At 74.2% G+C, this 15402-nt stretch carries 16 protein-coding genes; 1 reads left to right on the top strand and 15 read right to left on the bottom strand.

Going from position 1 to position 15402, the window contains the following annotated elements:
- Positions 1 to 41: 41 nt before the first annotated feature.
- From whiA to uvrC, 4 genes are read right to left on the bottom strand one after another with little or no spacing between them, the layout of a single operon-like run.
- Positions 42 to 1028: a DNA-binding protein WhiA gene (gene whiA / locus BGP03_RS31835; protein ID WP_296377071.1), complete on the bottom strand. Its 987-nt coding sequence runs from the start codon at positions 1026 to 1028 to the stop codon at positions 42 to 44.
- 46 nt (positions 1029 to 1074) lie between these two features.
- Positions 1075 to 2040 carry a uridine diphosphate-N-acetylglucosamine-binding protein YvcK gene (yvcK, locus tag BGP03_RS31830; protein WP_298800585.1) on the bottom strand — a complete coding sequence of 322 codons (966 nt, stop codon included), beginning with the start codon at positions 2038 to 2040 and terminating at the stop codon, positions 1075 to 1077.
- Positions 2037 to 2912: an RNase adapter RapZ gene (gene rapZ, locus BGP03_RS31825; protein WP_298800586.1), complete on the bottom strand. Its 876-nt coding sequence runs from the start codon at positions 2910 to 2912 to the stop codon at positions 2037 to 2039. The genes yvcK and rapZ overlap by 4 nt, the downstream gene beginning before the upstream one ends.
- A complete protein-coding gene (gene uvrC / locus BGP03_RS31820) occupies positions 2909 to 4918 on the bottom strand; it encodes an excinuclease ABC subunit UvrC (RefSeq protein WP_298800588.1) in 2010 nt (669 codons plus the stop codon). The genes rapZ and uvrC overlap by 4 nt, the downstream gene beginning before the upstream one ends.
- A gap of 155 nt (positions 4919 to 5073) precedes the next feature.
- On the opposite strand from uvrC, the gene BGP03_RS31815 reads away from it, so the two are divergent.
- A complete protein-coding gene (locus BGP03_RS31815; RefSeq protein WP_298800589.1) occupies positions 5074 to 5796 on the top strand; it encodes a DUF2786 domain-containing protein in 723 nt (240 codons plus the stop codon).
- A 10-nt stretch (positions 5797 to 5806) separates the two neighbouring features.
- Here BGP03_RS31815 and BGP03_RS31810 read toward each other — a convergent pair whose 3' ends face one another.
- From BGP03_RS31810 to def, 11 genes are all read right to left on the bottom strand, one after another.
- Positions 5807 to 6532 carry an HAD-IA family hydrolase gene (locus BGP03_RS31810; RefSeq protein ID WP_298800590.1) on the bottom strand — a complete coding sequence of 242 codons (726 nt, stop codon included), beginning with the start codon at positions 6530 to 6532 and terminating at the stop codon, positions 5807 to 5809.
- A 69-nt stretch (positions 6533 to 6601) separates the two neighbouring features.
- On the bottom strand, positions 6602 to 7636 hold the full coding sequence (locus tag BGP03_RS31805) for a dihydroorotate dehydrogenase (RefSeq protein ID WP_298800591.1): 1035 nt from the start codon (positions 7634 to 7636) through the stop codon (positions 6602 to 6604).
- 30 nt (positions 7637 to 7666) lie between these two features.
- Positions 7667 to 8572 (bottom strand): crotonase/enoyl-CoA hydratase family protein, encoded by a 906-nt coding sequence (locus BGP03_RS31800; RefSeq protein WP_298800592.1) that lies wholly within the window; start codon positions 8570 to 8572, stop codon positions 7667 to 7669.
- 6 nt (positions 8573 to 8578) lie between these two features.
- Entirely contained in the window at positions 8579 to 9037 is a 459-nt protein-coding gene (locus BGP03_RS31795; RefSeq protein ID WP_298800593.1) for a PH domain-containing protein, read from the bottom strand.
- Positions 9034 to 9534 (bottom strand): 6,7-dimethyl-8-ribityllumazine synthase, encoded by a 501-nt coding sequence (gene ribH / locus BGP03_RS31790; RefSeq protein WP_296377061.1) that lies wholly within the window; start codon positions 9532 to 9534, stop codon positions 9034 to 9036. The genes BGP03_RS31795 and ribH overlap by 4 nt, the downstream gene beginning before the upstream one ends.
- A 4-nt stretch (positions 9535 to 9538) precedes the next feature.
- Entirely contained in the window at positions 9539 to 10840 is a 1302-nt protein-coding gene (locus BGP03_RS31785; protein WP_296377059.1) for a bifunctional 3,4-dihydroxy-2-butanone-4-phosphate synthase/GTP cyclohydrolase II, read from the bottom strand.
- Between the two features lie 11 nt (positions 10841 to 10851).
- Positions 10852 to 11481 (bottom strand): riboflavin synthase, encoded by a 630-nt coding sequence (locus tag BGP03_RS31780; protein WP_298800637.1) that lies wholly within the window; start codon positions 11479 to 11481, stop codon positions 10852 to 10854.
- Between the two features lie 88 nt (positions 11482 to 11569).
- Positions 11570 to 12256 carry a ribulose-phosphate 3-epimerase gene (gene rpe, locus BGP03_RS31775; protein ID WP_296377057.1) on the bottom strand — a complete coding sequence of 229 codons (687 nt, stop codon included), beginning with the start codon at positions 12254 to 12256 and terminating at the stop codon, positions 11570 to 11572.
- An 18-nt stretch (positions 12257 to 12274) separates the two neighbouring features.
- Positions 12275 to 13756 carry a transcription antitermination factor NusB gene (locus tag BGP03_RS31770; protein ID WP_296377055.1) on the bottom strand — a complete coding sequence of 494 codons (1482 nt, stop codon included), beginning with the start codon at positions 13754 to 13756 and terminating at the stop codon, positions 12275 to 12277.
- A 22-nt stretch (positions 13757 to 13778) separates the two neighbouring features.
- Positions 13779 to 14711 (bottom strand): methionyl-tRNA formyltransferase, encoded by a 933-nt coding sequence (gene fmt / locus BGP03_RS31765; protein ID WP_298800594.1) that lies wholly within the window; start codon positions 14709 to 14711, stop codon positions 13779 to 13781.
- Complete coding sequence (def, locus tag BGP03_RS31760; RefSeq protein ID WP_298800595.1) at positions 14711 to 15256, bottom strand: peptide deformylase; 546 nt, start codon at positions 15254 to 15256, stop codon at positions 14711 to 14713. The genes fmt and def overlap by 1 nt, the downstream gene beginning before the upstream one ends.
- Between the last annotated feature and the right edge of the window lie 146 nt (positions 15257 to 15402).

The raw sequence follows: 15402 nt of genomic DNA, 5'->3' as shown, positions 1-15402 counted from the left end.
ACGTGCGACGACGGTTGGACGTGTCGTCCGACACCTCCGGTTCAGGCCTCTTCCTCGAGCATCTCCGCCGTGACGGCCGACTCGGTGTCGGGGATGCCCAGGTCGGCGGCGCGCTTGTCGGCCATGTGCAGCAGCCTGCGGATGCGGCCGGCCACCGCGTCCTTCGTCATCGGGGGGTCGGCCAGCTGGCCGAGCTCCTCCAACGAGGCCTGCGTGTGCTCCGCGCGCAGCCGGCCCGCCGCCAGCAGGTGCTGCGGCACGTCGTCACCGAGGATCTCCAGCGCCCGCGCCACTCGGGCCGCGGCCGCGACGGCCGCGCGGGCCGAGCGGCGGAGGTTGGCGTCGTCGAAGTTGGCGAGGCGGTTGGCCGTGGCGCGGACCTCGCGGCGCATCCGCCGCTCCTCCCACGCCATGACGCACTCGTGCGCGCCCATCCGCGTGAGCAGCGCGCCGATGGCGTCGCCGTCGCGGACGACCACGCGGTCGGCCCCGCGCACCTCGCGGGCCTTCGCCGTGACGCCGAGCCGCCGCGCCGCGCCCACCAGCGCCAGCGCCGCCTCCGGCCCGGGGCAGGTGACCTCCAGGGCGGAGCTGCGGCCGGGCTCGGTCAGCGAGCCGTGGGCGAGGAAGGCACCGCGCCAGGCCGCCTCGGCGTCGCACACCCCGCCGGAGACGACGGGTGGCGGCAGCCCGCGGACCGGCCGGCCGCGGGCGTCGAGCAGGCCGGTCTGACGGGCCAGCCCCTCACCGTCGCGCACCACGCGCATGACGTAGCGCGCACCGCGGCGCAGCCCGCCCGCGGTGATCACGTGCGCCTCGCAGGTGTGGCCGTAGAGCTCGTGGATGTCGCGGCGCAGCCGGCGCGCGACCGAGCCGGTGTCGACCTCGGCCTCGATCACGACCCGGCCGCCGACGATGTGCAGGCCGCCCGCGAAGCGCAGCAGGGCCGCGACCTCCGAACGTCGGCAGCACGGCTTGGTGACGACGAGCCTGCTCAGCTCGTCCTTGACCGCTGCGGTCATCGCCATCGGTGGGACCTCCGGACGGGGTGCGGATCGGGACTACGGAACACGGTCACGTCCTCCTCGGGGCGGCCGCGGCCAGCACAGAGCCGAGGGCCTCGGCCAGCGCCACCGGGTCGTGACGCGGCACCATCGGATCCACCGCGGCGACCGGCGCCAGGTGCACCCGTCCCCCCGGCGACAGCATCGCCGCAGCCGCCTGCTGCAGCCGCTCCGGAACCGCGACGGCGGCGACGTCGGCGAGCACGGCGTCGACCCGCAGGGCCGGGGCGTGCTCTGAGAGTACGGCCAGGTGCTGCTCGGGCGAGAACCCGGCGGTCTCCCCCGGCTCCGGCGCGAGGTTGAGCACCACCACGCGGCGCGCCCGGCTGCCGATGATCGCATCGCGGAGATCGGGGACGAGCAGGTGGGGCAGCACGCTGGTGAACCACGAGCCCGGCCCGAGGACCAGCACGTCGGCGTCGCGCACGGCGTCGAGGGCCTCCGCGCACGCCTTCGGGGCCTCGGGCAGCAACCACACGCGGCGGACGCGGCCGGGCGTGGCCGCCACGGCGACCTGCCCGCGGATCCGGTGCGTCCGGCCGGAACCCCCCAGCCCGGTCACCTCGGCCTCGATGTCCAGGGGCTCGCAGCTCATCGGCAGCACCCGGCCCCGGACACCGAGCAGCACCCCCACCTCGTCCAGGGCGGCGACGGGGTCGCCGAAGGTGTCCATGAGCCCGGCGAGCAGGAGGTTGCCGACGGCGTGCCCGGCCAGCGCGCCGGTGCCGCCGAAGCGGTGCTGCACGAGCTCGCTCCAGCGCGCGCAGGTCGGGTCGTCGGCGGCGAGCGCGGCCAGGGCCATCCGCAGGTCGCCGGGCGGCAGCAGGCCCAGCTCCCGGCGCAGCCGCCCCGACGAGCCGCCGTCGTCGGCCACCGTGACCACGGCCGTGACCTCGTCGGTGAGCAGGCGGACGGCCGACAGCGTGGCGTGCAGCCCGTGGCCCCCGCCGAGCGCGACGACCTTGGCTGTCGTCATTCGCGCCCCAGGTCGCGGTGCGCCACGCTCACGCGGACGCCCTCGGCGCCCTCGAGCCTGCGGGCGATCTCCTCGCTGATGGCGACGCTGCGGTGCTTGCCGCCGGTGCAGCCGATGGAGACCGTGAGGTACCGCTTGCCCTCGCGCCGGTACCCGGCCCCGACCAGGCCGAGCAGCTCCAGGTAGCGCGCGATGAACTCCTCGGCGCCCTCCTGGCTCAGCACGTAGTCGCGGACGGGGTCGTCGCGGCCGGTCTGGTCGCGCAGCTCCGGGATCCAGAACGGGTTGGGCAGGAAGCGGACGTCGGCAACGAGATCGGAGTCCATCGGCAGGCCGTACTTGAAGCCGAACGACAGCACCGTGACGCGCGTGACCTGCTCGGACTCGACGCCGAACGTGCGCTCCAGGGTGCCGCGCAGCTGGGGCACCGACACCGTGGAGGTGTCCACCACGAGGTCGGCGCTCTCGCGCAGCGGCCGGAGCAGCTCGCGCTCGGCGGCGATGCCGTCCGACAGCCGGCCGTCGCCCTGCAGCGGGTGGCTGCGGCGCACCTGCTCGAAGCGGCGCACCAGCACGGCGTCCGACGCCTCCAGGAACAGCAGCCGGGGCCGGTAGCCCCGCGCGTCGAGGTCCTTGATGACCGCGCCGAGGTCGGCCGAGAACGCGCGGCTGCGCACGTCCATCACCACGGCGATGCGGGTGACCTCGCCGCGGGCGCGCGCGCCCAGGTCGACCATGGTGGCGATCAGCTCGGGCGGGAGGTTGTCGACGACGAACCAGCCCAGGTCCTCCAGCACCTTCGCGGCGGTGCTGCGGCCCGCGCCGGACAGGCCGCTGACCAGCGCGACCTCGATGCCCGACGGTTCGCTCACCGGGTGCCCCCCAGCGCTTCCAGCACCGCGGCGGCCGTGCGGGGCCCGAACCCGGGCAGGGCCGCGATCTCGTCGACGCCCGCCGCCTTGAGCCTGCGGACCGACCCGAAGTGCTTGAGCAGTGCCGCGCGCCGGGCCGGACCCAGCCCCGGGACGGCGTCGAGCTCGGAGCTCGTCATGCCTGTGGAACGACGCTGACGGTGGTAGGTGATGGCGAAGCGGTGCGCCTCGTCGCGGACGCGCTGCAGGAGGTAGAGCCCCTCGCTGGTGCGGGACAGGATCACGGGATCGGGTTCGCCGGGCAGCCAGACCTCCTCCAACCGCTTGGCCAGGCCGCACACGGCCACGTCGGTGACGCCGAGCTCGGCGAGCACGTCGGCCGCCGCCTCCGCCTGGGGCTGCGCGCCGTCGACGACGAGCAGGTTGGGCGGGTAGGCGAACTTGCGGGGCCGACCGGTCTCGGGGTCGATGCCGGGACGGTGGGCGGGAACGGTGTCGGGAGCGATACCGGTGGTGTCGGCGACGGCACCACTACCGTTAACACCGCCCTCGTCACCGTCCGTGATCGCGGTGTCCCCTGCGGTCTCGGCGAGGTAGCGGCGGAAGCGGCGGCGCACCACCTCCGCGATGGACGCGACGTCGCCGAGCTCGGCGGCATCGCGGATCTCGAAACGGCGGTAGTCGGACTTCTTCGCGAGACCGTCCTCGAACACCACCAGCGACGCGACGACGTTGGTGCCCTGGACGTGGGAGATGTCGATGCACTCGATGCGCAGGGGCGCGGTGTCGAGGCCGAGGCCCTCCTGGATCTCCTGCAGCGCCGCCGAGCGGGCCGTCAGGTCGCCGGCCCGGCGCAGCTTGTGCTGGGTGAAGGCCTCCTTGGCGTTGCGCTCGACGGTCTCGGCCAGCGCCCGCTTGTCGCCGCGCTGCGGCACCCGGATGCCGACCCGCGAGCCGCGCAGGCCCGAGAGCCAGTCGGCGAGCGCGTCGACCTCCCCGGGCAGCTCGGGGACCAGGATCTCCTTCGGCACCGGCTGCTGGGCGTCGTCGCTGGACTCGGCCAGCGCCGCCTGCTCGCCGTAGAACTGCGTGAGGAAGCGCTCGACGAGCTGCGCGGTGTCGGTGGGCTCCACCTTGTCGATCACCCAGCCCCGCTGGCCGCGGACCCGGCCGCCGCGCACGTGGAAGACCTGGACGGCGGCCTCCAGCTCGTCCTGGGCGAACGCGACGACGTCGGCGTCGGTGCCGTCGCCCAGCACCACGGCCTGGCGCTCCATCGCCCGCTTGAGAGCACCGATGTCGTCGCGCAGCCGGGCCGCCCGCTCGAACTCCAGGTCGTCGGACGCCTGCGCCATCTTGCGTTCCATCTGGCGGACGAGGTGGTCGGTGCGCCCGGCGAGGAAGTCGCAGAAGTCCTCGACGATGTCGCGGTGCTCCTGCGCGTCGACGCGGCCGACGCACGGCGCCGAGCACTTGTCGATGTAGCCGAGCAGGCAGGGCCGGCCGATCTGCCCGTGTCGCTTGAACACCCCGGCCGAGCAGGTACGGGCCGGGAAGACGCGCAGCAGCAGGTCGAGCGTCTCGCGGATGGCCCAGGCGTGGGCGTACGGGCCGAAGTAGCGCACGCCCTTGCGGCGCGGGCCGCGGTAGACCGCCAGCCGCGGGAACTCCTCGTTCATCGTGACGGCGAGGACGGGGTAGGTCTTGTCGTCGCGGTAGCGGACGTTGAACCGCGGGTCGAACTCCTTGATCCAGTTGTACTCGAGCTGCAGCGCCTCGACCTCGGTGCCCACCACCGTCCACTGCACCTGCGAGGCCGTGGTGACCATCTGCCGGGTGCGCGGGTGCAGGCCCGAGACGTCGGCGAAGTAGGAGTTGAGGCGCTGGCGCAGGCTCTTGGCCTTGCCCACGTAGATGACCCGGCCGCGGGGGTCGGAGAAGCGGTACACGCCCGGCTGCTCCGGGATGGACCCGGTGGCGGGGCGGTAGGTGGAAGGATCAGGCATGGCCCCTCCAGGGTAGGACCGCCCACCGACAACGGCGCCCGGGCCACCTCCCTCGCGGCCTCCGGGGCCTGGTGTAGGCGGCCGGTCCCGAAGAATGTCGGACCCCGGTGCTAGGACATCACCCGAGCACGAACACCCGTTCGAGGGAGGCACCCATGGGAACCGACAAGCTGGACGTCGTCCGCAAGCTGCTGGCCAAGGCCGACCGCGCGGCCACGCCCGAGGAGGCGCAGACCTACACCGCCAAGGCGGTGGAGCTGATGGCCCGCCACGGCATCGACGCGGCACTGGTCGACGCGGCCCGACCGGGTCACGACGAGATCGGGGGGCAGCAGATCCCGATGGACGACCCCTACAGCGCGGGCAAGGCCCGATTACTCGCGTGGACGGCGTCCGCGCTGCGCTGCCGGGCGACCCTCCACGAGGCCTGGGGCGGCAAGGTCGCCGCCGTCACGCTGTTCGGGTTCGCGTCCGACCGCGAGCGCGTCGAGTTGCTGTACACGTCGCTGCTGCTGCAGGCCGGCACCCAACTGCTGCGTCAGCGCCCCAGGCACCGGGGCGAGTCGGTGGCGGCCTACCGGCGCTCCTGGCTGCACGGGTTCGCGGTGGAGGTCCACCGCAGGCTCGTCGAGGCCGAGAGCAGCGCCGTCGCCGAGCGGCCCGCGCCGCAGGACAGCGGCCGGTCCGTGGCCCTGGTGCTGGCCGACCGCACCGACCGGGTCGACCGCGCGTACGCCGAGGCCTTCCCCGGTGTGGGCCGGGCACGTCGCGCCACCCTGTCCGGATCGGGCTTCGGGGCCGGCGCCGCCGCGGGCGAGCGCGCCGACCTGGGCCGGGACTCCGTCGGGAGCGGCCGGCAGCGGGCCCTCGGTGCGTAGCGGCGCGCATTCAGTTGGGCAGGGCCAGCAGGCGGTCCACCACCACGTCGAGGCGTTCGGCGGCCACGTGGGGGCGGGCCACCGTGTCGGGCACGGCCCCCTCCAGCCGCGTGGCGAGGCCGCCCACCATCCCGGCCCGCACGGCGCCGTGCACGTCCCAGGAGTGGGCCGCCACCAGCGCCACCCGGTCCACCGGGGCGTCCACCTGCCGGCAGGCCCACTGGTACACCCGCACCGGTGGCTTGAACGCCTGGATCTCCTCCGCGCTCAGCACGCTCCGCAGGTAGGTGCGCAGGCCGGCCTTGTCGAGGGCGTCGCAGGCCACCTGGGCGGCACCGTGGGTGAAGGCGTGGACCGGGATCCGGGCCCGGGCCAACGCGGCGAGGGCCGGCTCCACGTCCGGCTGCGGCGGCAGCTCGCGGAAGCCGTTCAGCACGTGGTCCAGCGCCTGATCCGAGAGCGTGTGCCGCACCGTGGTGCGCAGCGCGGCCCGCGCCACCTCGCCGAACGGTCGGGCGGCGCCGGCCAGGGTCAGCGCCATCCCGTCACGCAGGGTGCGGGTGAAGAAGAGCTCCCACTCGTACGCCGGGCGCCCCACGTCCACGAAGCGGCTGCCCAGGTCGCTCACCTGCAACATCGTCTCGAAGACGTCCAGGAGCACCACCCGCGGACGCCGCGCCGGGGCGCGCATGCGGTCGATATTGCCCGGGCTGCTCGTGGTGTGTCGCGGTTCCACCGCGCCTCCCGCTCGTCGTTCCGGAGCGGATCGAGCGACCGGCTCCGGCGTACGAGTGAAGATCGTTGCTCAGCGCGACTCAGCGGATCCGACCGCGTGCGGTCCGTAGCGCCGAACGGCCTTCAGTACGCGCCGAACGTGCAGCGCGCGGAGCGGGCTGAGGGCGTAACCGGGGTAGCTCGCGAGCCACACGGCGCTGCCGAGGCTCACCGCGTCGGCCCCGGCCCAGAAGTACTCGCGGCAGTCGTCCAGGGTGCGGATGCCACCGGTCGCGATGATCGGCAGGGTCACGCCCGATTCGCGGAGCTCCGACACCACGCGCAGCCCGATCGGCTTGATCGCCCGACCGGACAGCCCGCCGTAGCGGTTGGCCAGGAAGGGGGTGCCGGTGCGGGGGTCCAGCCGCAGCGCCTTCACCGTGTTGATCGCGGTCAGCGCCGCCACGCCCGCCTTCGCCGCCTGACGGGCGTTGCGGAGGTAGTCGTAGTCGGGCGAGAGCTTGAGGATCACCGGGTGGTTGCTGCGGGGCACGGCCTCGTCGAGCACGTCCTGCAGGATCGTCGAGAAGTCGAAGTTGACGTTGTGGCAGGAGACGTTGAGCTCCACGGCGGCGATGTCGCCCGCGGGCACCGCGGCGTTGACCTTGTCCACCAGGGTCACGAACTCCTCGGCCGAGAACCCGCCGAGGGAGATGATCACGCGCTGGTCGCGGGTGCGGGGGTAGTAGTCGCGCAGGTAGGCGTCGATGCCCACGTTGCACCAGCCGAACGCGTTCACCCAGCCGCCGTCGGTGGCGCGCAGCACGGTGCCGTAGCGCTTGAGCAGCCCCGGCAGCTCGCGGGGCTTCCAGTCCTCGCGGGTGGTGAAGTGACCCTCGCGGGGCTCCACGGTCAGGGTGCGGGTGGTCACGGCGCCGAACTCGTTGAGCGGCACGAACAGCGCCACCGGGCTCATCCCGTAGAAGCCCGAGCTGGACACGCCGTACCCGAGCAGGCTCGACGACGTCACCAGCCGGTTGCGGAGCACGATGTCGCCGAGGCGCACGCTCTCGTCCCCTCCCGTGGTGTCACCGGCGGTCGGGTCCTGTTCGCGGGCTCGCAGCACGCTTCCGATGCTACGTGGGCGCCGGGAGTGTCAGCCGTCACGCCCGTCCGGGAGCGGGGTCCACGGCCGGTCCGGCCACCACGGGTACAGCGGTGGGAGGTCGGTCGACACCCGGTCCGGGAACCGCGCGGGCCGCTTCTCGAGGAACGCCGTGACGCCCTCGGCGGCGTCGGCGGAACGGCCGCGTTCGATGATCGCGCAGGAGTCCACGCGGTGTGCCTCGAGCGGGTGGTCGGCGCCGAGCATCCGCCACATCATCTGCCGGGCGATCGCCACGGACACCGGGGCGGTGTTCTGCGCGATCTCGGCGGCCAGGGCGTGGGCGGCGGGCAGCAGGTCGTCCGGCTCGTGCACGGAGCGCACCAGGCCGCCGTCGAGGGCCTCGGCGGCGTCGAAGACGCGGCCGGTGGCCACCCACTCCATGGCCCGGCTGATCCCCACCACACGCGGGAGGAACCAGCTCGACGCCGCCTCGGGCACGATGCCGCGGCGGGCGAACACGAACCCGAACCGCGCGGTGCTCGACGCCAGGCGCACGTCCATGGGCAGGGTCATCGTCACCCCGACGCCGACGGCCGGCCCGTTGATCGCGCCGATCACGGGCTTGGTGCACTCGAAGATCCGCAGAGCGACCAGGCCGCCGCGGTCCCGGTCGGGATCGGTGGCGGTGGCGGTGTTGGTGGCCTCGGCGGCCCGCTTGTCGTAGTCGAACGTCGAGCCGCCGCCGGCCAGGTCGGCGCCGGCGCAGAAGCCCCGCCCGGCCCCGGTCACCACCACGACGCGCACGTCGTCGTCGGCGTCGGCGCGGTCGAAGGCGGCGATCAGCTCCGTGGCCATCCGTGCGGTGAAGGCGTTGAGCCTCTCGGGGCGGTCGAGCGTCACGGTGAGCACGTGGTCGGCCAGCACCGTGGTCACGTGCGGGGTATCACCGCTCATGACAGGTCAGGCGCCCTTCGACGCCGCGTGCAGGGCACGCACCTTCCGGATGGCGTCCACGGCCCGGGCGCCGTCCACGGCCTGGATGGCCAGCATGGCGATGTACTCGTCGTCGGGCAGGTCCAGCCGGGCCCACGACGCCCCGTCGGGGAAGGCCACACGCCGCACGAGCGCCCACGGGAAGCGGCGGTTGAACAGCACGTTGCGCACCTCGATGCCCTCGGCGTCGGCGATCACGCGCGGGCGCGCGAGCAGCAGCAGCCCGGCGGCGATCAGCACGCCCAGGATCACCAGCGACACCTGGTCGGCCGCACGGAACCGCACGCCCGTGTCCGAGCTGCGCAGCACCACCGCCACCACCACGAAGAGCACCAGCACCGCGGTGGCCCCCACCCAGGCGGCGATGGAGACCTTGCGGGGGCGTACCACCACGCGGGTGTCCTGCACCTCGTTCACGTCGGTCACGGTGCCGTCTCCGCGCGGGCGCTCCCGCGCAGGTCCCGCAGCACCAGCGCGGTGTGCAGCGCCGCGAGGCACGCCTCGGCGCCCTTGTCCTCGGCGGAACCGGGCACGCCGGAACGGTCCACGGCCTGCTCGCGGGTGTCGCAGGTGAGCACGCCGTTGCCCATCGGGGTGTGCTCGTCGAGCGACACCCTGGTCAGGCCGGCCGTCACGGCGTCGCACACGTACTCGAAGTGCGGGGTGCCGCCGCGGATCACCACGCCCAGCGCCACCACGGCGTCGTGGGTGCGGGCCAGCTCCTGGCACACCACGGGCAGCTCGATGGTGCCCGGGACGCGCACCACGGTGGGCTCGGGCACCCCGGCCTCCTTGGCGGTGGCCAGTGCGCGCTCCAGCAGCTCGTCCACGATCTCGGCGTGCCAGGTGGCCGCGGCCACGGCGAGCCGCAGCCCGGACGCGTCGGGGGCCTGGGCGTGGTCGGGGCGTCCTTCTCCGCTCACGGGATCAGGCTCCCGCTCCGTCGGCCACCGTGCCGCCGGTGGCGGTGCCGTCACCGAGGTCCGGCAGGTCGTGGCCCATGCGGTCGCGCTTCGTGCGCAGGTAGCGCAGGTTCTCCGGGCTCGCCCGCACCGGCAGCGGCACGCGGCCCAGGATCGTCAGGCCGTAGCCCTCCAGCCCGGCGCGCTTGTCGGGGTTGTTGGTGAGCAGCCGCATGCTGCGCACCCCGAGATCGGAGAGGATCTGCGCGCCGATGCCGTAGTCACGGGCGTCGGCCGGCAGGCCCAGGGCGAGGTTGGCGTCCACGGTGTCGGCGCCCGCCTCCTGCAGCTGGTAGGCCTGCAGCTTGTGCAGCAGGCCGATGCCCCGGCCCTCGTGCCCGCGCATGTACAGCACGATGCCGCGCCCCTCCTCCGCCACGGCGGCGAGTGCGGCGTCGAGCTGCGGCCCGCAGTCGCAGCGCAGCGAGCCGAGCACGTCGCCGGTGAGGCACTCGGAGTGCACGCGCACCAGCACGTCCTCGCCGGTGCTGTCGGGCTCGGCCACGTCGCCGAGCACCATCGCGATGTGCTCCACGCCGTCGAGCAGGGAGTCGTAGCCGTAGGCGATGAACTCGCCGTGCGCCGTGGGGATGCGGGCCTGGGCCACCCGCACCACGTGCTTCTCGAACCGCCTGCGGTACGCGATGAGGTCGGCGATCGTGATCAGCGTGAGGTCGTGGTCGGCGGCGAACACGGCGAGCTCGTCGCCGCGGGCCATCTCGCCCTCGTCCTTCTGCGACACGATCTCGCAGAGCGCGCCGGCCGGGGCGAGGCCCGCCAGCCGGGCCAGGTCCACGGCCGCCTCGGTGTGGCCGGGCCGGCGGAGGACACCGCCCTCGCGGGCGCGCAGCGGCAGTACGTGCCCGGGACGCACGAGGTCGCCGGGACCGGCCGCGGGGTCGGCGAGCAGCCGGATCGTGTGGGCCCGGTCGGACGCCGAGATCCCGGTGGTCACCCCGTCCTTCGCGTCCACGGTCACGGTGAACGCCGTGCGGAAGTTGTCGGAGTTCGTGTGGTGCATCGGCGGCAGGTCGAGCCGGTCGCACTCGGTCTCCGTCAGCGCCACGCAGATGTACCCCGACGTGAACCGCACCGTGAACGACACCAGCTCCGGCGTGGCCATCTCGGCGGCGAAGATGAGGTCGCCCTCGTTCTCGCGGTCCTCGTCGTCCACCACCACCACGGCCTTGCCGGCCTTCAGGTCGGCGAGCGCACGCTCGATGGCCTCGAAGCCGCCAGGTGCACCGCTGCTCAGGCTGCTCTCCACTGCTCCACCGTTCACGAGACTCCACCATCCACGCCACCGGCGAGATACCCGGCAGCCAGCTTCTCGACGTACTTCGCCACCACGTCGACCTCGAGGTTGACCGTATCCCCAGGGTGCCGGATCCCGAGCGTCGTGTGCGCCAATGTCGTCGGAATGAGCGCCACAGTGAACGTGTCGCTCGTCACTCCGGCCACCGTGAGCGACACCCCGTCCACGGTGATCGAGCCCTTCTCCACCACGTACCTGGCCAGATCGGGCGCGAGGTTGAACACGAGCTCGTCGCTGCGTTCCGACGGATGCCGCGAGAGCAGCGTGGCCACGCCGTCCACGTGGCCCTGCACGATGTGGCCGCCGAGCCGGCCGGTCACGGGCATGGCGCGCTCGAGGTTGACCTTCGCGCCCTCCACCACGGCCCCCAGGCTGGAGCGCTTGAGGGTCTCGGGCACCAGCTCCACCGTGAACGTGCCGTCGGTGCTCCCCGCCGGGTCGATCACCGTCAGACACACGCCGTTCACCGCGATCGAGTCGCCGTGCGCCGCGTCGGAGGTCACCGTGCGGCCGAGCACGGTGAACACCACCACCTCGGCGCTCTCCCGCACGGTGAGGACCTCACCGATCTCCTCGACGATCCCCGTGAACATGTCGGTGGGCCCCTTCCGGTGCGCGTCGTGTGTCTGCTGCAACCCTGCGCGGTCCCTGATCGTTCCCGCGCCTCCCGGCGGTGCCCCGTCAGGCCGACCAGTGCCGGTGCGGCGAAGCGGTGAGCACCTGCTCGCGCAGCGCCCGCACCGCGCGGGCCGGGTCGTCGGCCCCGTAGACGGCGGAGCCGGCCACGAAGCAGTCCACGCCCGCCTCGGCGGCGGCCTCGATCGTGTCGGCGTTGATGCCGCCGTCGATCTCCACGAGCAGCCGCAGGTGGCCGGTGTCCACCATGCGGCGCACCGCCCGCACCTTGTCGAGCACCTCGGGCATGAAGCTCTGGCCGCCGAAGCCGGGCTCCACGCTCATGACCAGCAGGGTGTCGTAGTGCCGAAGCGTCTCCAGGTGCGGCTCCAGCGGGGTGCCCGGCTTGACCGACAGGCCGGCCCTCGCGCCGGCGGCGCGCAGGTTCGCGGCCAGGGCCACCGGGTCGCGGGCGGCCTCCACGTGCACCGTCACGTTGTGGGCGCCGGCCTCCGCGTAGCCGACGGCCCAGCGGTCCGGGTCCTCGATCATGAGGTGGCAGTCGATCGGCACGGACGTGGCCGCCAGCAGCGACTGCACCACCGGCAGGCCCAGGGTGAGGTTGGGCACGAAGTGGGCGTCCATCACGTCCACGTGCAGCCAGTCGGCGCCCACGCCCGGCGCGCCGGTCACCACGTCGGCCTCGTCGGCGAGGTGGGCGAAGTCGGCGGACAGCATGCTCGGGGCGATCATCGGCAGCACCCCGGCAGGCTACGCGGGGTGTCGAACGGCCTTGCGCAGGAGGCCGAGGAACATCGCGTCGGTGCCGTGCCGGTGCGGCCACAGCTGCACGGTCGGCCCGTCGCCCAGGTCCGGCACGCCCGGCAGGAACTCGCGCGCGTCGAGCAGCTCCACGTCCTTGTGCCGGCGCACCACCCCGGTGAGCACGCCCACGGTCTCCGCGAGGTGCGGCGAGCACGTCACGTACGCCACCACCCCGCCGGGCCGCACGTGGCGCAGCGCGGCGGTGAGCAGTTCGCGCTGCAGCTTCGCGAGCCCCGAGACGTCCTCGGGCCGGCGCCGCCAGCGGGCCTCGGGCCGGCGGCGCAGCGCGCCCAGGCCGGTGCAGGGCGCGTCCACGAGCACGCGGTCGTAGGCGCCCTCGGGCAGCGGCGCCTCGCGGCCGTCGGCGGTGTGCACGGTCACCGGCAGGTCCTTGGTCACCTTCCGCACCAGGTCGGCGCGGTGCTCGCTGCTCTCCACGGCGTCCAGGGTGCCGCCGTCGAGCGAGAGCAGCCCGCCCAGCAGTACGGCCTTGCCGCCGGGGCCGGCGCAGAGGTCGAGCCAGCGGCCGCCCTCGTCGCCGATCAGGGTGGCCCGCGACAGCGCCAGGGCCACCAGCTGGCTGCCCTCGTCCTGCACCACGGCGAGGTCCTCGGACACGGCGTCGAGGTCGCCGATGTCGCCGCTGCCGGGTTCCAGGTGCACGCCGTAGGGCGAGTACGGCGCCTCCTCGCCCCCGGTCACGAGCGCCAGCTCGGCCGCGGTGATCTCGCCGGGGCGGGCCAGCAGGTGCACGAGCGGGCGGGCGTCGTCGGCCGCGAGCGCGGCGTCGAGCTCGGATGCGGCGGCCGGGCCGAGCGCGTCGGCGAAGGCCTGCGCGATCCACCGCGGGTGGGCGTGCGCGAACGCGGCGTGCCCGAGCGGGTCCTCGTCCACAGGCGGCGCGAGCTGGGCGACCCAGGCGGCCTCGTCGCGCTGTCCGACCTTGCGCAGCACGGCGTTGACGAACCCGGCGGCGCGGCTCCCGGCCTCCACGCGCACCAGCTCCACGGTGGTGTCCACCGCGGCGTGCGACGGGATCCGGGTGCGCAGCAGCTGGTAGGCCCCCAGGCGCAGCGCGTCGAGCAGGGTGGGCTCCACGCGGATCAGCGGGCGGTCCACGCACTCCTCGATCACGGCGTCGAGCAGGCCGCGGGCCCGCAGGGTGCCGTAGCCGAGCTCCGTGGTCAGTGCGGCGTCGCGGTCGTGCAGGCGGTGCCGGCGCATGATCGCGGGCAGCGCGAGGTTGGCGTAGGCGTCACGGACGCGCACGGCGGTGAGCAGCTCCAGGGCGGCCTGCCGCGACGGGTCGAGCTCGGGCGGGCGCGGGGGGCCGTCGCGGCCGCGGGGCGGTCCGGCTCCGCGCGGTCCGGACGGGCGGGCCCGGCGCGGGCCGTCACGGCGCGGGCCGTCGCGGCGGGGCGCGTTCATGCCGCCCACCCGGTACTGGTGGTCATGCGAGCAACTCCCCTGCCTCGATGCGGACGCCGCGCGCCCAGTCCGGCGCCGCCATGGCGCGCTTGCCCACCGGACGCACCTCGCCCAGGACGAGCGGGCCGCCCGCCGTGCCCACGAGCACGCGCCGCTTCTCCACGTGCAGCTCACCGGGCTTCAGTGTGGGCAGCTCACCGTCGGCCGCGCGCACCGGGCCCAGTCCGAGCCGTTCGCCGCGGAACGTGGTCCACGCGCCGGGGGCGGGGGTCACCGAGCGCACGAGCCGGTCCACGGCGAGCGGGGCGGCCGCCCAGTCCACGCGGGCGTCGTCGGTGGTCACCTTCGGGGCGTGCGAGACGCCGTCCGACGGCTGCGGCTTCGCGTAGAGCGTGCCGTCGGCGATGCCGTCCATCGTGGCCACGAGCAGCGCGGCCCCGGACACGGCGAGCCGGCCCAGCAGGTCGCCCGCGGTGTCGGCCGGGCCCACGGCCTCGGTCACCACGCCGTAGGTGGGGCCGGTGTCGAGGCCCTCCTCGAGCAGGAACGTGGTGGCGCCGGTGATGTCGTCACCGGCCCGGACCGAGGCCTGCACGGGGGCCGCGCCGCGCCAGGCGGGCAGCAACGAGAAATGGAGGTTGACCCAGCCGTGGGCGGGGATGTCCAGGGCCACCCGCGGCACGAGCGCGCCGTACGCCACCACCGGGCAGCAGTCCGGTGCGAGGGCGCGCAGGGCGTCGAGGAAGTCGGGGTCCTTCGGCCGCGCGGGGGTGAGCACGGGGATGCCGGCCTCGTCGGCCACCTCGCCCACGGGAGAGCGGCTGAGCGTGCGACCACGCCCGGACGGCGCGTCGGGCCGGGTCACCACCGCGATCACGTCGTGCTGCGGCGCGTCGATCAGCGCGCGCAGCGACGGGACGGCGGGATCGGGCGTACCGGCGAAGACGAGCCGCACTAGCGGACCTTCCCGAACAGCGGGTGGGGGCTGACCTTGACCTCGGGCGCGGCGCCGAACCACTCGGCGGCGCGGATCTCGGCCATCGCCTGCTTGCGGGTCTCCGGATCGAGCCGGTCGACGAACAGCACGCCGTCGAGGTGGTCGGTCTCGTGCTGGATGCAGCGGGCCAGCAGCTCGCTGCCCTCCACCGTGAGCGGCTCGCCGTGCTGGTCCCAGCCGTGCGCCACGACGTGCAGGTGCCGGCGGCACTCCCAGCGCAGCTCCGGGATGGACAGGCAGCCCTCGAGCCCGTACTGCTCCTCGTCGCCCACCACGTCGAAGGTCGGGTTGACGAGGTGCCCGGCGAAGCCGTCGCAGTCGTAGGCGAACACGCGCAGGCTGATGCCGATCTGCGGCGCGGCCAGGCCGGCCCCGCCCTCGTCGTGCATGGTGTCGGTGAGATCGGCCACCAGCCTGCGCAGCTCCGCATCGAAGGTGGCGACCTCGACGGCCGGGGTGCGCAGCACCGGATCGCCGAAGAACCGGACGGGCTGGACGGACACGGATCTCCTCGCGGACGGGTACGGACGGTCGGAACGGGCGGGCGGTGTCGGGCGGGTCGCGGGGCACGGGACCGGGGGTCCGCAGTCGGCACCCGCCTCCGCCCACCCGGCACGACACCGGCGACCCACCATTCTGCCACGGCGGT

This window comes from Pseudonocardia sp. 73-21 (genome assembly GCF_001899645.1).
Taxonomy (GTDB): Bacteria; Actinomycetota; Actinomycetes; order Mycobacteriales; family Pseudonocardiaceae; genus Pseudonocardia.
Note: the sequence above shows the minus strand (reverse complement) of the source record. Positions and strands in the feature narration are given on the sequence as shown.

Excerpts from the sequence above, each read along its gene's own strand:
- whiA (WP_296377071.1), bottom strand. The coding sequence starts at position 1,028 with ATGGCGATGACCGCAGCGGTCAAGGACGAGCTGAGCAGGCTCGTCGTC.
- yvcK (WP_298800585.1), bottom strand. The coding sequence starts at position 2,040 with ATGACGACAGCCAAGGTCGTCGCGCTCGGCGGGGGCCACGGGCTGCAC.
- uvrC (WP_298800588.1), bottom strand. The coding sequence starts at position 4,918 with ATGCCTGATCCTTCCACCTACCGCCCCGCCACCGGGTCCATCCCGGAG.
- BGP03_RS31815 (WP_298800589.1), top strand. The coding sequence starts at position 5,074 with ATGGGAACCGACAAGCTGGACGTCGTCCGCAAGCTGCTGGCCAAGGCC.
- BGP03_RS31800 (WP_298800592.1), bottom strand. The coding sequence starts at position 8,572 with ATGAGCGGTGATACCCCGCACGTGACCACGGTGCTGGCCGACCACGTG.
- BGP03_RS31780 (WP_298800637.1), bottom strand. The coding sequence starts at position 11,481 with ATGTTCACGGGGATCGTCGAGGAGATCGGTGAGGTCCTCACCGTGCGG.
- rpe (WP_296377057.1), bottom strand. The coding sequence starts at position 12,256 with ATGATCGCCCCGAGCATGCTGTCCGCCGACTTCGCCCACCTCGCCGAC.
- BGP03_RS31770 (WP_296377055.1), bottom strand. The coding sequence starts at position 13,756 with ATGAACGCGCCCCGCCGCGACGGCCCGCGCCGTGACGGCCCGCGCCGG.